This is a genomic window from Pseudomonas sp. MUP55, from assembly GCF_034043515.1.
Lineage (GTDB): Bacteria > Pseudomonadota > Gammaproteobacteria > Pseudomonadales > Pseudomonadaceae > Aquipseudomonas.
Map to the genome: position 1 here is coordinate 3847001 of NZ_CP138214.1, position 18964 is coordinate 3865964.

An 18964-nucleotide genomic window follows, 5' to 3' on the forward strand; every position below is an offset into this window, starting at 1 on the left:
CTGGCTTGCCTGCGATAACTTCGGGCCGATTTTACTGGAAGAGCACCCCGCCTGCATCACGGCCAAGCCAGCCCCCACAAAAGCAAACGGCGACCCGAAGGTCGCCGCACTGTTCATAGCCTGGCTTACGCCAATCGGCCGAGCATTTCCTTGGCCTCGCCGCGCTGGACCTCGTTGCCCTCGGTCAGCACTTCGGAAAGGATGTCTTTGGCACCATCGGCATCGCCCATGTCGATATAGGCCTGGGCCAGGTCGAGCTTGGTGGCGACTTCATCGGAGCCCGACAGGAAATCGAACTCAGGTTCGTCGTCACCCATTGCCGCGTCTTCAGCCGTGAAGGACGGCTCGATGGACGGGTGCTCAAGGCTCTGGGACAGACGGTCCAACTCAGCGTTGACGTCGTCCAGCTCCGAAGCGAACGCATCGGGCTTGGCCACCGATGCAGGCTCGTCAGCCAGCGAGAGGTCGAAATCTTCCGGCAGATCGAAGTCATCCAGCGCTGCCGGCGTCAGGGTCGGCGGCTCGACGGCAGGCACGTCCTTCATCTGCTCTTCGAGCCCGGACAGGAAGTCGTCATCGGACTGCGCGGAGGCCGGGGCATCCAGTTGCAGGTCCAGGTCAAAGTCAGAGAGGTCGTCCGCGCTGTTGTTGGCGGCGGTCTGCTGCTGAAGAAGCGTCTCGAATGTCTGCTGATCGTCCTTGACCTCAGCCGGCGATGCCGCCTCCAGGTCGTCCAGGCTCAGGTCGAAATCGGTATCGAAAGGCTCCGGCGCTGGCTCTGGCGCGGCCGGCTTGTCTTCCAGCAAGTCCTTGACGTACTGGGCGTCCAGCGCTGCTGCCGCAACTGCGGCACTCACGCCTGCCGCCAATACGGCCATGGCCGGGAAACGGCCTTTGAGCTGCTCGACCTGGGCGTGGTTTTCACCATTGGCCACCAGTTGACGCTCCTGGCTGACAAAACCGTTCTTGTCATTTTGCAGGCCGTACACTTCCATCAGCTTCAAACGCAGGTCGCTGCGCTTGGGCTCCTGCTTGATGGCTTGCTCAAGCACGTCAGCCGCCTGGTTCAGGTGACCACGATCAATATGGGACTGGGCCTGAGCCAGCGCGTCGCTGGAACTTGGGGCCACGGCAGTCGCCAGCGGCGCCAGCACGGAGGCGACAGTCGGCACCACAGGCTCAACCAGCGGAGTGCGGGCGGGTGCGGGAGCAGGCGCGGCCGCCAGGGTGACGCTCGGCGGCGGTACTTCCAGGCCTTCGAAACTGTCAGGCGGCAGGTCGCTCTCGATATTCGACGTAAATTGCGGTTCTTCAGCCAGCGCTCGCGCCATGCGCAGGTGCTTTTCTTCTTCGAGACGGGCATTGCGATGGCGCACCCACAGCAGCAGGAGCAGCAGCGCCAGAATCACCGCCGCCCCGCCAAGCACACCGAGCACGACAGGGTTGGTCAGAAGCTCGTTGAACTTGCCTTCGGTGGTCGCAGGTGCCACTACCGGCTTGGCCGACGCAGGCTCCGGCGCAGGTGCAGGTGCAGGTGCTGCAACCGCTTCCGGGGCCGGCGAGGCCGCCGGGGCTGGGGCCGGCTCACCGGCCAGCTGAGCTGGCATCGCCGCCGTTGCAGGAGCAACCGCATCACCCTTCTCGGCCTGCAGCCGGGCCAACTGGTCGTTCTTCAGCTGGATCAGCTTTTGCAGCTTGTCCAACTGGCTTTGCAAATCAGCCGCGCGGCTTTTGAGTTCGTCATTATCGCGGCGGGTGGTGTCGAGCTGCTCCTGAGTCATCGCCAGCTTGTCGCTCAACGCGCGGTTATCACCGGCCTTGCCCGCTGCGCCTTTTTTGGCGGCCTCGGCCGAAACCAGGCTCAAGTTATCCTTGGCGTTCGTGCTCGACGGCGCATTGCCCGTCTCGGTGCGCTTGGTGGCGTCCAACTGGGCCTTGCCCGCCACTTGCCGGCCGGCGGCGCGACGGCCCTGGCGCCAGGCGGCGTTCTGCGCAGCCACTTCGGCGATCGCTTGGGGCTGGGCCAGTGCGGTGCTTTGCACGGTGTCCGGCAGGCGCAGGACCTGGCCGGTTTTCAGGCGGTTGATGTTGCCATCGACAAAGGCATCCGGGTTGAGCGCCTGAATGGCCAGCATGGTCTGTTGCACAGAGCCACCATTGCGATTTTTCTCGGCAATTTCCCACAAAGTATCGCGAGCAGTGGTGGTATGTTGCGCGGACTTGCTGACGGCGGACCCAGTGCCGGCCGGCGCACTCAAGCGCGGCGCTGGCGCGCTGGCGGTCGGTGCGGGCTGGTCGAACTTGGCAGGGTCGAGCAGCACGCTGTAGTCACGCATGAGCCGACCATTGGGCCACTGCACCTGCAACAGGAAGCGCACATAGGAATCGGGCAGCGGTTTGCTGGAGGTGACACGCACCACGCTGCGGCCATTGGGGTTGACCACGGGCGTAAACGTCAGCTCGTCGAGAAAGGCCTGACGGTCGACACCGGCATCGACGAACGCCTGGGACGAGGCCAGGCTCGGGGTGATCTCGGAGGCCGTGAGGCCACCCACGTCGAGCAACTCGATTTCCACCGACAGCGGCTGGTTCAACTTCGACTTGAGGGTCATCTCCCCCAGTTGCAGCGCCTGCGCCATACCGGAGGACAGCGCCGAGGCGGCCGCTATTGCTAACACCAGTTTGCGAACTTGAACCATAGCCTCATCCTTTGTCTGAACACTCCCCGGCCTGCGAGAAGGTTGGTAACCGCTGCCATAAGAGGCATGGCGAGCCGATAGGTCACCGACGCGCTTCTGTTCCGCTTTGGGCCAAGCATAGCGCTTGGTGAGAATCAATCTACAAATTGGCGCCAAGTATCTTTTACGCAAGGCCTTTTATCAACAACTGAGCCAGCTGCACGGCGTTCAGCGCAGCGCCTTTGCGTACGTTATCTGACGTCAGCCACAGATTTAGTTCCGCCGGGTCGTCGACACCGGTGCGCACTCGGCCCACATAAACAACGTCCTGGCCCACCGCATCGCCTACTGCCGTTGGGTAGTCGCCCGCCTCGACCAGTTCGATCCCCGGCGCCGCATCCAGTTCGCGGTTCACCGCAGCCAAATCGGCCGGCGCCGCCAACTGCAGCGACACAGTCAGGCTATCGCCAAAAAACACCGGGGCTTGAACGCAGGTTGCGCAAATCTTCAGTAAAGGTGTTTCCAGCACGGCGCGCAATTCATGTACGAGACGTTTCTCCAGAGCCGTGTGACCTTGGGCATCCGGCGTGCCGACTTGTGCCAGCAGGTTGAAGGCCACTTGCCGATCAAAGAAAGTCGGCTCCAGCGGGCGCACATTCAACAGCTCGGCGGTTTGCCGGGCCAGCTCACTGACGGCCTCGCGCCCCAGGGCAGACACGGCCAGGTTGGCGGTGACGCTGACGCGCTGGATATCCAGCAGGCCGCGCAATGGCGCAAGCACCACCGCCAGGTGGGTGGCGCACGGGCTCGGGCTTGCGACCTGGAAAGGTTTTTTCAAGCCTTTGAGCACAGCAGCATTGGCTTCCGGCACCACTGGCGGTGCCTGCTCGGCCGGCAACGCGCCAGACAGGTCGATCACCGAGCAACCGGCGGCGATGGCACGCGGGGCGAAGCTCAGGGTCACCGCCGGGCCGGCCGCGAAGAAGGCCAACTGCGCCTTGCTGAAGTCAAACTCATCGACTTCCTTTACCCGCAGGTTCTTGCCGCGGAACGGTACCGATGCACCGGCGGAGTTGTTACCCGCCAGCAGATACAAAGTGCCTACCGGAAAGTCCAGCTCTTCGAGAATCTGCACCAGGGTTTCGCCAACGGTACCGGTGGCGCCGATCACGGCGATTTCAAAGGTCTGGGTCATGGGGGCTGCCTCGGGCATTGCGGGGAGCGGCACTTTACCGGGTGGTGCGGGGCGAGGCAATTAAACTGGGGGTTGTGGTGTGGCTGATGGCCCTATCGGGGGCAAGCCCCCTCCCACACTTGAATGTGTTCACAGGTCAAAATGTGGGAGGGGGCTTGCCCCCGATAGGGCCCGAAAGAACCATAAAAAACCCCGCGCCTGTCACTAGAACGCGGGGTTTTTCAAAGCCTGCAAGCGATCAACGCTCCAGCAGAATCCGCAGCATGCGACGCAACGGCTCGGCCGCGCCCCACAGCAGTTGGTCGCCAACGGTGAACGCACCGAGGAACTGGCTGCCCATGTTCAGCTTGCGCAGACGGCCCACCGGTACATTCAGAGTGCCGGTGACCTTGGTCGGGCTCAGCTCCTGCATGCTGATATCGCGGTTGTTCGGCACCAGCTTGACCCAAGGGTTGTGCTGGCTGATCAGCCCTTCGATATCGGCGATCGGCACGTCCTTGTTCAGCTTGATGGTCAACGCCTGGCTGTGGCAGCGCATGGCGCCGATACGTACGCAGATGCCGTCCACCGGGATCGGGTTCTTGAAGCGACCGAGGATCTTGTTGGTCTCGGCCTGAGCCTTCCACTCTTCGCGGCTCTGGCCGTTCGGCAGTTCCTTGTCGATCCAGGGAATGAGGCTACCGGCCAGTGGCACACCGAAGTTTTCGGTCGGGTAGGCTTCGCTGCGCATGGCTTCGGCCACGCGACGGTCGATATCGAGGATCGCGCTGGCCGGGTCGGCCAGTTGATCGGCGACCGCGGCGTGAGTCGCGCCCATCTGCTTGATCAGCTCGCGCATGTTCTGCGCACCGGCGCCGGAAGCAGCCTGATACGTCATGGCGCTCATCCACTCGACCAGGCCAGCCTCGAACAAGCCGCCCAGGCCCATCAGCATCAGGCTGACGGTGCAATTGCCGCCGACGTAGTTCTTGGTGCCGGCGTCCAGTTGCTGGTCGATGACCTTGCGGTTGACCGGGTCGAGGATGATCACGGCATCGTCCTGCATGCGCAGGCTCGACGCGGCGTCAATCCAGTAGCCCTGCCAGCCGGCTTCGCGCAGCTTGGGGAAGACTTCGCTGGTGTAGTCGCCACCCTGGCAGGTCAGAATCACATCGAGGGTCTTCAACTCTTCAATGCTGTAGGCGTCCTTGAGCGGAGCAATGTCCTTGCCCACGGACGGACCTTGGCCACCTACGTTCGAAGTGGTGAAAAACACCGGCTCAATAAGATCGAAATCCTGCTCTTCCAGCATCCGCTGCATGAGCACGGAACCGACCATACCGCGCCAACCGATCAGACCTACACGTTTCATCGCAACTACACCTTGTTAAAAAGTGGGCCGTCTTGCAGCGACAACTGCAAGCGGGCCCGAGAGATTACAGATTCCGCAGCGCGGCGACTACAGCGTCGCCCATTTCTTGCGTGCCTACCCGGGTGCAACCCTGCGACCAGATGTCGCCGGTACGCAAGCCCTGGTCCAGCACCAGGCTCACGGCCTTCTCGATCGCGTCCGCTGCGTCAGTCAGGCTGAAGCTGTAGCGCAGCATCATCGACACCGACAGAATCGTCGCCAGCGGGTTGGCAATGCCCTGGCCGGCGATGTCCGGCGCCGAGCCGTGGCAAGGCTCGTACATGCCCTTGTTATTGGTATCCAGCGACGCCGAGGGCAGCATGCCGATGGAACCGGTGAGCATCGACGCCTGGTCGGACAGGATGTCGCCGAACAGGTTATCGGTGACGATCACGTCGAACTGCTTGGGCGCGCGCACCAGTTGCATCGCGGCGTTGTCGACGTACATGTGGCTCAGTTCGACGTCCGGGTAATCCTTGGCGACTTCTTCGACGATTTCGCGCCACAGCTGGCTGGAGGCCAGGACGTTGGCTTTATCCACCGAGCAGACCTTCTTGCTGCGTACGCGGGCCATGTCGAAACCGACACGGGCGATACGGCGGATTTCGCTCTCGCTGTAAGGCAGGGTGTCGTAGGCCTGACGCTCGCCATTTTCCAACTCGCGCACACCCCGTGGCGAGCCGAAATAGATACCGCCGGTCAGCTCGCGCACGATCAGAATATCCAGGCCCGCGACCACTTCCGGCTTGAGGCTCGACGCGTCGGCCAACTGCGGGTAAAGGATCGCCGGGCGCAGGTTGCCGAACAGGCCCAGTTGCGCGCGGATTTTCAGCAGGCCGCGCTCAGGACGGATATCACGCTCGATCTTGTCCCACTTGGGGCCACCCACGGCGCCCAGCAGCACGGCGTCGGCCGCACGGGCACGCTCCAGGGTTTCGTCCGCCAGCGGTACACCGTGCTTGTCGATGGCCGCGCCGCCGATCACGTCGTGGCTCAGTTCGAAGCCCAGGCTGTACTTGCTGTTGGCAAGTGTCAGGACCTTGACCGCTTCGGCCATGATTTCCGGACCAATACCGTCGCCAGGAAGAATCAGAATCTGCTTGCTCATGCGTTCCTCATTTCATCAAGCGACCTGCCCATGGGCAGGTCGGGAAAAATCAATCAGCGTTCGGCCCACACCACCAGCACGTCGGTGCTGAAGGTGCCGTCGGCTTGAATTTCGTAATAATCGCGCACTTCCTGACCCATCGCCTGTTGCAGCTCAAGGATCGCCGCGCGCAAGGCCGGCGGTGTGCGCATGCGCTCGACCCACGAGGTGTATTCCAGGCGCAGGCGTTGGCGGCTGCTGTTGCGTACCTGCAAGCCGGCTTCGCTGAGCTGGCGCATCCACTCGGCGGCAGAGTAATCGCGCACATGGCTGGTGTCGCGCAATACTTCGACCGTTTGCAGGTAGGTGTCCAGCAACGGGCTGCCCGGGGACAACACATCCACGAAGGCCGCCACGCCGCCGGGCTTGAGCACTCGACGCACTTCACGCAAGGCCAGGCCGAGGTCGCTCCAGTGGTGGGCCGAGTAGCGGCTGAAGACGAAGTCGAATTCGCCATCGGCGAACGGCAGGCGTTCGGCGGCGCCGTTAACGGTGCTGATATTGGTGAAGCCGCGATCTTGCGCAGCGGCAGCGACCACATCGAGCATCTGCTGGGACAGGTCGTAGGCGACCACGTCCTTGACCAGTGGCGCCACCTGGAAGCTGACATGCCCGGCACCGCACCCCAGGTCCAGCAGGCGAGCAGCGCCCTGCCCGGCCAGTTCGGCCTGCAGCAGCGCGAATTCGGTGCCCTGGGCGTGTACGGCGCTGCTCAGGTAGGCCGAGGCTTGCTCGCCGAATTGTTTTTGCACGACTTGGGTGTGGGCGGTGCTGGTCATGGGGGCTTTCCTTGGGTTTTGTGTTGTTAACACTGGCCTTATCGGGGGCAAGCCCCCTCCCACATTTGAAATGCGTACACCTGTGGGAGGGGGCTTGCCCCCGATGGCGGCGGTCCTGCCTACATCAATCGCGAAACAACCAAGGCTGGCTGGCCCGATGCTTGGCTTCAAACGCCGCAATCGCGTCACCGTCCTGCAAGGTCAGGCCGATATCGTCCAGGCCGTTGATCAAACAGTGCTTGCGAAAGGCGTCGACTTCGAAGTGATACACCTTGCCATCCGGACGGGTCACGGTTTGCGCGGCGAGGTCGACGGTCAACTGGTAGCCCTCTTGCGCTTCCACTTGCTTGAACAACTCGTCGACTTCTTCGTCGGTCAGGATGATCGGCAACAGGCCATTCTTGAAGCTGTTGTTGAAGAAGATGTCGGCATAGCTCGGCGCGATGATGCTGCGAAAGCCATATTCTTCCAGGGCCCACGGCGCGTGTTCACGGCTGGAGCCGCAGCCGAAGTTTTCCCGGGCCAGCAGCACGCTGGCGCCCTGGTAACGCTCGGCGTTGAGCACGAAGTCCTTGTTCAGCGGGCGCTTGGAGTTGTCCTGGTAGGCGTAGCCCACGTCCAGGTAGCGCCACTCGTCGAACAGGTTGGGGCCGAAACCGGTGCGCTTGATCGACTTCAGGAACTGCTTGGGGATGATCTGGTCGGTGTCGACGTTGGCACGGTCCAACGGCGCGACAAGACCTGTGTGTTGGGTAAAAGCTCTCATCGGGTTTTCCTTTAGATCAATTCGCGAACGTCGATGAAACGACCGTTGACGGCAGCAGCGGCAGCCATGGCCGGGCTGACCAGGTGGGTACGGCCACCGGCGCCCTGGCGCCCTTCGAAGTTACGGTTGGAGGTCGAGGCGCAATGCTCGCCGGACTCCAAACGGTCCGGGTTCATCGCCAGGCACATCGAGCAGCCCGGCTCACGCCATTCGAAACCGGCTTCGAGGAAGATCTTGTCCAGGCCCTCGGCTTCGGCCTGGGCTTTGACCAGGCCGGAACCTGGCACCACGATGGCTTGCTTGATGGTCGAAGCAACCTTGCGGCCCTTGGCGATCACGGCAGCGGCGCGCAGGTCTTCGATCCGCGAGTTGGTGCAGGAGCCGATGAACACGCGATCGAGCTGAATGTCGGTAATCGCCTGGTTGGCCTTCAAGCCCATGTACTTGAGGGCACGCTCGATGGAACCGCGCTTGACCAGGTCGGCTTCCTGCGCCGGGTCCGGCACGTTCTGGTCGACGGCCAGCACCATTTCCGGGGACGTGCCCCAGCTGACTTGCGGCTTGATCTGGGTCGCGTCGAGCTCGACCACGGTGTCGAACACCGCATCGGCGTCAGACACCAGGTCTTTCCAGGCCTGCACCGCAGCGTCCCAATCGGCGCCTTGGGGAGCGAACGGGCGACCCTTGACGTATTCAACGGTTTTTTCGTCCGCCGCCACCATGCCCACGCGGGCGCCGGCTTCGATGGACATGTTGCAGATGGTCATGCGGCCTTCGATGGACAGGTCGCGAATCGCGCTGCCGGCGAACTCGATGGCATGCCCGTTACCGCCGGCGGTGCCGATCTTGCCGATCACCGCGAGCACGATGTCCTTGGCGGTCACACCGAACGGCAACTGGCCTTCGACGCGCACCAGCATGTTTTTCATTTTCTTGGCCACCAGGCACTGGGTGGCGAACACATGCTCCACCTCGGAGGTGCCGATGCCATGGGCCAGGGCACCGAAGGCACCGTGGGTGGAGGTGTGGGAGTCGCCGCAGACCACGGTCATGCCCGGCAAGGTCGCGCCCTGCTCCGGGCCGATCACGTGGACGATGCCTTGACGCACGTCATTCATCTTGAATTCGGTGATGCCATATTCATCGCAGTAGTCGTCGAGGGTCTGCACCTGAAGGCGCGACACGGTGTCGGCGATGGCGTCAATCCCGCCCTTGCGCTCCGGGGTGGTCGGCACGTTGTGGTCCGGCGTGGCGATGATCGAGTCGACGCGCCATGGCTTGCGCCCGGCCAACCGCAGGCCTTCGAACGCTTGGGGCGAGGTCACTTCATGGATGATGTGACGGTCGATATAGATCAGCGACGACCCATCATCGCGCCGTTTCACTTCATGGGAATCCCAAAGCTTGTCGTAAAGCGTTTTGCCGGCCATCAGTCGGTCCTCATCAACGGTGTTTCTTTGCGCCGGGCTTTCAATAACCCTTTGGCTTGTGAGGCTGATGGTATGGCGCTACATTAAATAACTCAAATTCATATTTTTTATGCTTTGGATTACCAACTGGAATAGCACCATGGACCTGGCCAACCTCAACGCCTTTATCGCTATCGCCGAGACCGGCAGCTTCTCCGGTGCCGGTGAACGCCTGCACCTGACCCAACCGGCCATCAGCAAACGCATTGCCGGCCTGGAGCAACAATTGAAGGTGCGTTTATTCGATCGCCTGGGCCGTGAAGTGGGTTTGACCGAAGCCGGCCGGGCCCTGCTGCCGCGGGCCTATCAGATCCTGAACGTGCTGGATGACACCCGTCGCGCCCTGACCAACCTGACGGGAGAAGTCAGTGGGCGCCTGACGCTGGCGACCAGTCACCACATCGGCCTGCATCGCCTGCCGCCGGTCCTGCGCACCTTCACCCGGCAGTACCCGAACGTGGCGCTGGATATTCAGTTCCTCGATTCGGAAGTGGCCTACGAAGAAATCCTCCACGGCCGCGCCGAAGTGGCGGTGATCACCCTGGCGCCGGAACCGCACAACCTGGTGCGCGCGACGCCGGTGTGGGACGACCCGCTGGATTTCGTGGTGGCGCCCGAACACAGCCTGATCAGCAACGACACCGTCAACCTGGCCGATATCGCCGGGCACCCTGCGGTGTTTCCCGGCGGCAACACCTTTACCCACCATATTGTCAGCCGCCTGTTCGAAGCCCAGGGGCTGACGCCGAACATCGCCATGAGCACCAACTACCTGGAAACGATCAAGATGATGGTGTCCATCGGCCTGGCCTGGAGTGTGTTGCCGCGCACCATGCTCGATGATCAGGTGGCGAGTATCGCTTTACCGGGCATACAGCTCAGTCGCCAGCTAGGCTATATCGTGCACACCGAAAGGACGCTGTCGAACGCTGCGCGGGCTTTCATGAGCCTGTTGGATGCACAGGTCGATCTGCCAGGGATACCGGCATGACACCGTGCGGCCTCGGGTTTTGACTAAACCGCGCTGTCTTCCATCGAGCCAAGGCCCTTTGAACAATGCGCACCCCCGTTGATTCCGTGCCACCCCTGCCCCGCATACACGCCCTGGACCCTCAAGAGGCGGAACAACGCTGGGACAGCGCCCCGCAACTGCTGTCGGCGCTCAATGCCGCTCGGCTGGGCGCGTGGTGCTGGGAAATCGACACGGGGCTAATCAGCTGGTCGCGCGGCACCCAGGCATTGTTTGGCTACGATCCTCGCCAGCCACTGCCCAACGACCTCAATTACCTCGACCTGCTGGCGTCGGAAGACCGCGCCCGCGTGGTGCGGGCGTTTCATGCGGTGCTGGCGGGCGAGCCGGTGGAACAGGCCATGCACCACCGCATTCAATGGCCCGATGGCAGCCTGCACTGGCTGGAAATCAGCGGCAGCCTGGTGCCGGACAAAAACGGCCGGCGCCGCATGATCGGCGTGATCCGCGAAATCACCCACCAGCGCGAGCGGGAACACGCCCTCAGTCACTCTGAAAAGCGCTTCGCCACGCTTTTCCACCTGTGCCCGAACATGGTGCTGCTGACGCGTCAGTCCGACGGTCTGATCAGCGAAGCCAACCATCATTTCGAAATGCTGTTCGGCTGGCCGGTGAATGAAGCCATCGGCCGCACCACCTTGGAGCTGGGCCTGTGGCGGCACCCGGAACAGCGCGCCCACCTGGTCAAGGCCACCCAGCGCAAAGGTGAATCCATCACCATGGAAGTGCAGTTCTGTGCCAGCAACGGCCAGCTCCACGATGGCACGCTCAGTGCCCAAAAGGTCGAACTGGACGGCGAGGCCTACCTGATCAGTACGTTCCTTGATACCACCGAGCGCAAAAATGCCGAGCAAGCGCTCAAGGACAGCCAGGAGCGCCTGGACCTGGCGCTGGACTCGGCACAACTGGGCACCTGGGATTGGCACATCCCCAGCGGGATGCTCTACGGCTCGGCCCGTGCCGCCCAGCTCCACGGCCTGCCGTGTGAACCGTTCCACGAATCCTTCGACGCGTTTTTTGAAGGCATGTCCGATAAGGACCGCGAGGGCATGCGTCATGCCTACCGCACCCTGCGCGAAGGCCCCGACGGTAATTACCAGTTGACCTATCGGGTGTTGCTGGAGGATGGCAGCCCGCGCTACCTGGAAAGCCGCGCACGCCTGTATCGCGATGAGTCCGGCAAGCCCCTGCGCATGGCCGGCACCCTGCTCGATATCACCGACCAGGTGGAGCGCGAGCAGCGCCTGAGCGCGTCCGAGGAGAAGTTCGCCAGCCTGTTCCAGGCCAGCCCCGACCCGATCTGCGTGACGTGCCTGGACAGCGGCGCGTTTATCGAGATCAATCCGGCGTTCACCCTGACCTTTGGCTGGACAGCCGCCGAAGTGATCGACAAGAGCGCCGAGCAGATCGGCTTATGGGATGAGTCAAGCAAGCGCCTGCAACGCATCGAGCAGGTGATTCGCGAACAGTCATTGAACAATGTGGCCATCGTGGTGCATGCCAAGAACGGCGAGAGCCTGACGTGCGTGATTTCCAGCCGCCTGATCAAGGTCAACGAGCAGCCGTGCATCGTCACCACCCTGCGCGATATCACCCAGCAGCAGCGCTCGGAGGCGGCGCTCAAGGCCAGCGAAGAGAAATTCGCCAAAGCCTTCCATTCCAGCCCCGATGCCATTTCGATCACCGAGCGCGATACGGGACGGTATGTGGAGGTCAATGATGGGTTTTGCCGCCTGACCGGCTACCGCGCCGAAGAAGCCATCGGCCTTACCCTGTACCAGATTGGCATCTGGGCCGATGAAAACCAGCGCACCGCGCTCTTGGCCGAACTGCAGATCAAGGGGCGCATCCATCACCTGGAAATGCTGTGGCACAACAAGCTGGGCGAGGTGCTGGCGGTAGAGGTGTCGGTCGAACCGATTACCTTGAATGAAACGCCGTGCCTGCTACTGACTGCGCGCGACGTCAGCCTGTTGAAAAATGCCCAGGCACAGATCCGCCATCTGGCCTATCACGATCCGCTGACCAACCTGCCTAACCGAGCGCTGCTGATGGACCGTCTGAGCCAGCAGATCGCCCTGCTCAAGCGCCACAACCTGCGCGGAGCCTTGCTGTTTCTGGACCTTGACCACTTCAAACATATCAACGATTCCCTCGGTCACCCCGTGGGCGACACCGTACTTAAAATCGTCACCGCGCGCCTGGAAGCCAGTGTACGCATGGAAGATACGGTGGCACGCCTGGGCGGGGATGAGTTTGTGGTGCTGCTCAGCGGCCTGGAGGGCTCACGCACGCAAGTCAGCGGCCAGGTGCAGGAGCTGGCCGATACCCTGCGCGAACTGCTTTCCGAGCCGATGTTCCTTGACGGTCATCGCTTGCAGGTGACGCCAAGCATCGGCGTGGCGCTGATCCCCGACCATGGCACCACGCCCGCCGATTTGCTCAAGCGCGCCGATATCGCCCTGTACCGCGCCAAGGATTCGGGGCGCAACACCATCCAGATGTTCCACAACAGCATGCAGAAGACCGCCAGCGAGCGCCTGCGCATGGAAACCGATCTGCGCCTGGCCTTGTCACGCGGCGAATTCAGCGTGCATTACCAACCTCAGGTGGATGCGCGCGGCAACACGATTGTCGGCGCCGAGGCCCTGGTGCGCTGGCAGCACCCTCAACTGGGCGCGCAGTCGCCGGCGGAATTTATCAAGGTGCTGGAGGACAGCGGCCTGATCCTGGAGGTAGGCACCTGGATCCTCGATCAAGCGTGCAGTGCATTTGCCGGTTTGATTGCCGAGGGCCTGGTGGACCCGCTCAATTTCAGCCTGTGCGTGAATATCAGCCCCCGGCAGTTTCGCCAGAACGACTTTGTGGAACGGGTCGAACGCAGCCTCACCCAGCACCAACTGCCCTACAGTTTGCTCAAGCTGGAAATCACTGAAGGCATCGTGATCCAGAACCTGGATGACACGGTGATGAAGATGCGGCGCCTGAAAAAACTGGGAGTGAGCTTTGCGATGGATGACTTTGGCACCGGTTATTCGTCCCTGACCTACCTCAAGCGCTTGCCGGTGGATGCACTGAAAATCGACCAGTCGTTTGTGCGCGACGCGACTCACGATCCCAATGACGCTGAAATCATCCGCGCCATTGTCGCCATGGCCCGCAGTTTGAGTCTGGAAGTGATTGCCGAAGGCGTTGAAACCACAGAACAGCTGGCGTTCCTGCAGAAGCTTGGCTGCCATTTGTATCAGGGGTATTTGCACAGCCGGCCGTTGCCGATAGAGGGTTTCAGGCAGTTACTGGAATAGCTCGTTTTGAAACGCAGCAGAAACAAAATGCAGCCTGGGTTATCCCTGCCCAGGTGCATCAGGGTCAAATCAGCGCCACGGCTTGACCTCGCGTGGGGACTCGCCCCTGTTTACCCCATAGCTCCTCGCGGCCGTTGATGACCGCCACCGAATGCCCCGTCCGGTTACACATTCCTATCTGCCCACGGGCCAGGTCACGCACCGGCACTCTTTTCATGTGGGCTTTCAACCCCAGGCGTAGAAAGCCTTCTCCAGGCCCTGTCTCATCTTCGCCGTCGTTGAGGCTGCGAATTGCCGCCTGATAACTGCGACCTGCCGTACGATCATTGTTTTCCAATTGCGCACGCTTGGCGCTGACGGCAAACAGGAACTGCGCATCCTTGAGCATGCCTTTGTCGGGCCCAATGAACCTCGCGCCCCGAGCGCCCTCCGCCAATTCGCGGTCGGTGAGCGTGAGCCGATAGCCATCACGCATGATCACCTGATAACCGTTGTTAGCCCTGGTCACTGCCTTGAAAATATCCGTCGGGCTTTGACCGAAACGATACATCGCGGCCTTGATAGCCGACACCGTCACGCAATTGCCATCCGGCCCCTGGCGAAAGCCGCTCCAGATATTGTCGGGTTTCGCGCCGTTGCGTTTGTTCGATAAACCGGGAATATCCGCTGCCGCATCAGGTTTGGGTAGCACAGGCTCAGGGGTTACCTGTGGAACAACAGGTAAGCGTGAAGGAAGAGTGTCCGGAATGTGAGGATCTTTTTTACCCGCGGCCAGAGCGAGTAACTGAGTAAAGAACGAATCAAATAAAGCCACGACTGCAGCAATTGCTGGCGAGTCATTACCGACGTCGGCTGAATGTTGCGATGTATCAGGACAGACGGTGAACGGCACGCTTTTGAACTGGCGAGGGTGATCATTACTTGCGTTGAGTGCGCCGTCCGATATTGACGGCCTTACATCAATGACTCGCGCAATATTATTAATTGGAAAGAGTGACATAGAGTTCTCCATACACAGGCATTTTCCCGACATACACTTCGAAAAAATGCCTGTATTGATTAAACAACTGAACCGCGATGGTGGCCTTTAAAACCTGGAACTTAGCCGATGATTAAAGCGACCCTACCGGCCAGCGACTTGGCCGTCCGCAGGACCTGGACTGGTCAGATCAGGTGTCGAACTGTCGGGCCTTGGCTCTGGCCGGTTACCCGGCAAGACTGCGGGCAAAGAATGGCTATTCATTGGCCCGCTCGGCTTTGGCAAGTTGCCGGGCACCAAAAGTGACTGGGGCCGGGTATCCGTAGACACCTTCAGAGCAGGCACTCGATTTGGCGGCACCCGCGCATCATCGCTGCGCCAGTCACTGACGACCACATTCACATGTACCTTTGCCCTGGGGTCGTTCACGCTGACTTCAGGCCTGGGCACCGTTGCTGCAAACGGCATGGAGCGCCGCCTGTTCCCGCCAGGCACCATGACCGGAAAATCACCGGGCTGCGGCAGATTTCGCAGATCGCCTGAGTCGGGCCTGATCACGTGATTGCCCGAAAACAGGTCGCGCATGGCACTGAAGATACTTTCAAGCATATCGAACAGCTGCCTTAGACCTCTCTGGGGAGGGAGTACCGTTTCGCCCAAATCACCGAGATCGTAGGGGGGCATTGGCGTTTTAAACGATGTTGCGCCAAGGGATTGCGCGTTCGAATTTACAACAGACTTATTATTCGATATCGCTTGTTGATCAAGCGCAATCGTATCGAATTTTGCCAGGGGTGGAGTGTGAATCGAGATAGACATTCGCAAGTTCCTTAACTTCATACGACCTGACCTGTTGAGGGTCAGAGGGAGTGATAGTTTCAATGACTGATAACAACAGTGCTGCTTCACAGTCCCTCCATTCGTGGAGAGTTAGGCTATCGAGTTCCGCAAATCGCAGTTCATATAAGGACATCAAAGCGCATTATCAGACTTTGCCCCATGGACAATTTCCAGCAGGCCTTGATTTATCGCTTGGTTAAGACTCAAGTGTGGTCACACGCGCTCATACTCTGCGTAAATGTCACTCGTCGATAACATTCCACGCGTCTACTCATCGCTCACTTGTGCTAACCCACCGACGAAAAAAAGGCGCCTGCAGTGGCGCCTTCATGGGGACAAGGAATAAGACGTTGCAGTGACTGGCTCTAGGCAGCCATGGGGTGGGGCATTCCCAGCAGCCGACTGACCTGCTGTAGGTCGGTTTCGCGGCGCATCGCCGTAAACAGCTCTACCGCTTCGGGGTAGTTGCGCGTCAGCATCGCCAGCCACTGTTTCAACCGACCGGGCGCCTGGCGCTCAGTCAATTGCGCCACCGATTGGGTCCAGAACGCCTGAAGCATCGGCTGCATCTGGGCCCAAGTCATTTCAACGACTTCCTGCCCTGCACGCGCCGCCGCGATCTGCCGCGCCAGATCAGGGCGCGCCACCAGACCACGGCCCAACATGATGTCTTCGGCGCCGCTGACTTCGCGGCAACGCCTCCAGTCTTCGACGCTCCAGATATCGCCATTGGCAAACACCGGCACCTTGACCACATCCTGCACCCGTGGGATCCACTCCCAATGGGCCGGTGGCTTGTAGCCATCGGTTTTGGTGCGTGCATGCACCACGATATGCGCAGCACCGCCTTCGGCCAGCGCCGTGGCGCAGACCAGCGCGCCGTCCGGGCTGTCGAAGCCCAGGCGCATCTTGGCGGTGACCGGAATATGGGCCGGGACCGCGCGCCGCACATGCTCGACGATCCGGTTGAGCAGCTCCGGCTCCTTGAGCAGCACTGCACCGCCGCGGGACTTGTTGACCGTCTTGGCCGGACAGCCAAAGTTGAGGTCGATCACCTGCGATCCCAACTCGCAGGCCAGGGCGGCGTTTTCCGCCAGGCATACCGGGTCAGAACCCAGCAATTGCACGCGCAGCGGCACGCCCGCCGCGGTATGGGCGCCGTGCAGCAGTTCCGGGGCGAGCTTGTGGAAGTAGGCGGGGGTGAGCAAGCGGTCGTTGACGCGGATGAATTCGGTCACGCACCAGTCGATACCGCCCACGCGGGTCAACACGTCCCGCAGGATGTTGTCGACCAACCCCTCCATGGGCGCCAAAGCAATTTGCATGGAAAACACTCAACAAAAATCGTGGCGCAGTTTACTGGGTTTCCCACGACAACCGTTAACCCCCTGTCAGCGCAGGCCCATAACCTTCGATAAACTCGGCGGGCATGCGTTTGGGTCTGCCGCTGGACAGTTCGATACAGACAAAGGTGGTGTGCGCGCGCAACAAGGTGGCGCCGTCACGCGGGCGTACCAGCTGGAAACGGCGCGTCATCTTAAGACGCTGGTCCCAGTCGACAATCCACGTGGCCAGTTGCAGTTCATCACCTTCGTAGGCGGCCGCCAGGTAGTCGATCTCATGGCGCACCACAGCCATGGCACGGTCCAGTCGCCGGTATTCGGCGAGGTCCAGCCCCAGGCGCTGGGAATGCCGCCAGGCGCAACGCTCCAGCCAGGCCACGTACACCGCGTTATTGGCGTGCCCCAGGCCGTCGATGTCCTCAGGGGCAACCTGCAGATCAATGATAAACGGCGTTGCCAAATCCCAGCCCATGCCTTGCTCCAGTCGATTGATGTCGGCCGGCGCAGTGTATCAGGCGGTTTGGCGCTCCTGTAAATGGCACCCCGCCAACAGGGCGAGCACACCTTCGATCACGCGCGGGTCGGCCAGGACCCTCTGGTGCCCACCCTGCTCAAGGCGCAGCAGGCGGCTGTCGAACCAGGCCTGGTGAATGACCTCAGAAGCCTTGACCGGGACAAACGTATCGTCTTCGGCATGCACGATCAGGCCGGGCAGGTTCATGTGATAGCGGGCGACATCCAGGTGCTTGAGCGGCATGCCGAACGTCAGCTCGACCTCCTGGATAAACGCCGAACGCGCGCGCGGTGGCAAACCCATCATGCGCGTGAAACCGCGCAGTACATCGAGGAATCGCGCAGGCGCAGCGATACTCACCAACGCCTGCGTGCGCAGCCCCAACTGCACGGCAAGCATCGCGCTGGCACCGCCCATCGAGTGGCCGACCACCGCATGCAACGGCGGCAACTCGGCCGCCGCCTCCAGCATGGCACGGGCGAACAGCAGCACGTGAGCTTCACGCCCCGGCGATTGGCCATGGGCCGGGCCATCCAGCGCAATCACCGAATAGCCGCCCTCCACCAGCGCGGTAATCAGGCTGGCGAACTGCGTGGGGCGCCCTTCCCAACCGTGCATGAGCAACACGGCAGGCCCTTGGCCCCAGCACAGCGCCGACAAGCCAAAGCGCAGGGTGATGCGCTGCGACTGCGCCAGCAATGGCAGCTCCCACTCACGGGGTGCCAGCTCGCGGGGCGTCATGAAGGTGCGACGCATCCTGTTGGCCACCGTATGCGGTGCAAGTCGGCCAACAGTGCCATTGAAGCCACGAACCCAGCTCAAGCTGCCCATGCCATGAACCCCTATTCAGCGTACCGCCGACTTGGCGGCGCGCAACACACGATCGGATAATTCGCCGGGACCAAGGGCTCGCGCCAGCGTCAGGCCGCCGACCATCAGCGCCATGTCGGCCAGCGCCTTGTCGGTCTCTTCGGGGCTCGTCGCCAGTTGGGCCGCCATCAGCTCGCAGTGCTCGCTCAACACCTGACGAAATTCGTCCGGCAGGCGCCCCATCTCGCCGACCGACGCAGGCAGCGGGCACGCCTGGGCGGTGGCGTCGCGGTGCTTGCGCGACAGGTAGAACGCCGCCACCAGGCTTCTGCGCTCCTCGCCGGTCAGTTGTGAGTCGACTTCCTCAATCGCCGCGCGGCGCTTGGCCAGCAACTGAGTGAACGCCTCCAGCATCAGTGCGTCCTTGCTCTCAAAGTGCGCGTAAAACCCACCGACCGTGAGCCCCGCCGCCCCCATGACTTCACCAACGCTCGGCTCAGCCGGGCCACGCTGGATCAATGCCGCGCTGGCGGCCTGCAAAATACGTTCGCGAGTTTGCGCTTTCTTATCGCTCATCAAAGCCTCCGTCTCTCATGGGTTGAATATTATTACCATAATAATATTGCGCAAGCGACAAGCATGACCATTGGTCAGAACAGAAGAAAGAAAAGAAGAGAGGAAAGGATTGGCCAAACGCCAGACAAACAAAAGGGCCATTC

At 61.5% G+C, this 18964-nt stretch carries 15 protein-coding genes; 2 read left to right on the forward strand and 13 right to left on the reverse strand.

Going from position 1 to position 18964, the window contains the following annotated elements:
* Nucleotides 1-125 precede the first annotated feature (125 nt).
* The 7 genes from SC318_RS17280 to leuC form a co-directional block, all read right to left on the reverse strand.
* Nucleotides 126-2699: a FimV/HubP family polar landmark protein gene (locus SC318_RS17280; RefSeq protein WP_320427776.1), complete on the reverse strand. Its 2574-nt coding sequence runs from the start codon at nt 2697-2699 to the stop codon at nt 126-128.
* Between the two features lie 163 nt (nt 2700-2862).
* Nucleotides 2863-3873, reverse strand: a complete 1011-nt coding sequence (locus tag SC318_RS17285) for an aspartate-semialdehyde dehydrogenase (RefSeq protein ID WP_320427777.1) — start codon at nt 3871-3873, stop codon at nt 2863-2865.
* 238 nt (nt 3874-4111) lie between these two features.
* Complete coding sequence (gene asd, locus SC318_RS17290) at nt 4112-5224, reverse strand: aspartate-semialdehyde dehydrogenase (protein WP_056861238.1); 1113 nt, start codon at nt 5222-5224, stop codon at nt 4112-4114.
* 64 nt (nt 5225-5288) lie between these two features.
* On the reverse strand, nt 5289-6371 hold the full coding sequence (gene leuB, locus SC318_RS17295; RefSeq protein WP_320427778.1) for a 3-isopropylmalate dehydrogenase: 1083 nt from the start codon (nt 6369-6371) through the stop codon (nt 5289-5291).
* A 53-nt stretch (nt 6372-6424) separates the two neighbouring features.
* Complete coding sequence (locus SC318_RS17300) at nt 6425-7189, reverse strand: class I SAM-dependent methyltransferase (protein WP_320427779.1); 765 nt, start codon at nt 7187-7189, stop codon at nt 6425-6427.
* Nucleotides 7190-7313: 124 nt separating this feature from the next.
* On the reverse strand, nt 7314-7955 hold the full coding sequence (leuD, locus tag SC318_RS17305) for a 3-isopropylmalate dehydratase small subunit (protein WP_306493798.1): 642 nt from the start codon (nt 7953-7955) through the stop codon (nt 7314-7316).
* A gap of 11 nt (nt 7956-7966) precedes the next feature.
* The gene (gene leuC, locus SC318_RS17310) at nt 7967-9385 is read right to left on the reverse strand and encodes a 3-isopropylmalate dehydratase large subunit (protein ID WP_306493799.1); all 1419 of its coding nucleotides are present in this window, start codon (nt 9383-9385) and stop codon (nt 7967-7969) included.
* A 139-nt stretch (nt 9386-9524) separates the two neighbouring features.
* On the opposite strand from leuC, the gene SC318_RS17315 reads away from it, so the two are divergent.
* Together SC318_RS17315 and SC318_RS17320 are read left to right on the forward strand one after the other, a co-directional pair.
* Nucleotides 9525-10415, forward strand: a complete 891-nt coding sequence (locus SC318_RS17315) for a LysR family transcriptional regulator (protein WP_320427780.1) — start codon at nt 9525-9527, stop codon at nt 10413-10415.
* Between the two features lie 65 nt (nt 10416-10480).
* Complete coding sequence (locus tag SC318_RS17320) at nt 10481-13759, forward strand: PAS domain S-box protein (RefSeq protein WP_320427781.1); 3279 nt, start codon at nt 10481-10483, stop codon at nt 13757-13759.
* A gap of 64 nt (nt 13760-13823) precedes the next feature.
* Here SC318_RS17320 and SC318_RS17325 read toward each other — a convergent pair whose 3' ends face one another.
* From SC318_RS17325 to SC318_RS17350, 6 genes are all read right to left on the reverse strand, one after another.
* Nucleotides 13824-14759: a hypothetical protein gene (locus SC318_RS17325; protein ID WP_320427782.1), complete on the reverse strand. Its 936-nt coding sequence runs from the start codon at nt 14757-14759 to the stop codon at nt 13824-13826.
* 123 nt (nt 14760-14882) lie between these two features.
* Nucleotides 14883-15557, reverse strand: coding sequence for a hypothetical protein (locus SC318_RS17330; protein WP_320427783.1), 675 nt, complete (start codon nt 15555-15557; stop codon nt 14883-14885).
* A gap of 386 nt (nt 15558-15943) precedes the next feature.
* Nucleotides 15944-16903: a tRNA dihydrouridine synthase gene (locus SC318_RS17335; protein ID WP_320427784.1), complete on the reverse strand. Its 960-nt coding sequence runs from the start codon at nt 16901-16903 to the stop codon at nt 15944-15946.
* Nucleotides 16904-16958: 55 nt separating this feature from the next.
* Nucleotides 16959-17393, reverse strand: a complete 435-nt coding sequence (locus SC318_RS17340; RefSeq protein WP_320427785.1) for an acyl-CoA thioesterase — start codon at nt 17391-17393, stop codon at nt 16959-16961.
* Nucleotides 17394-17432: 39 nt separating this feature from the next.
* Complete coding sequence (locus SC318_RS17345) at nt 17433-18266, reverse strand: alpha/beta hydrolase (RefSeq protein ID WP_320427786.1); 834 nt, start codon at nt 18264-18266, stop codon at nt 17433-17435.
* 15 nt (nt 18267-18281) lie between these two features.
* Nucleotides 18282-18821 (reverse strand): TetR/AcrR family transcriptional regulator, encoded by a 540-nt coding sequence (locus SC318_RS17350; protein ID WP_320427787.1) that lies wholly within the window; start codon nt 18819-18821, stop codon nt 18282-18284.
* Between the last annotated feature and the right edge of the window lie 143 nt (nt 18822-18964).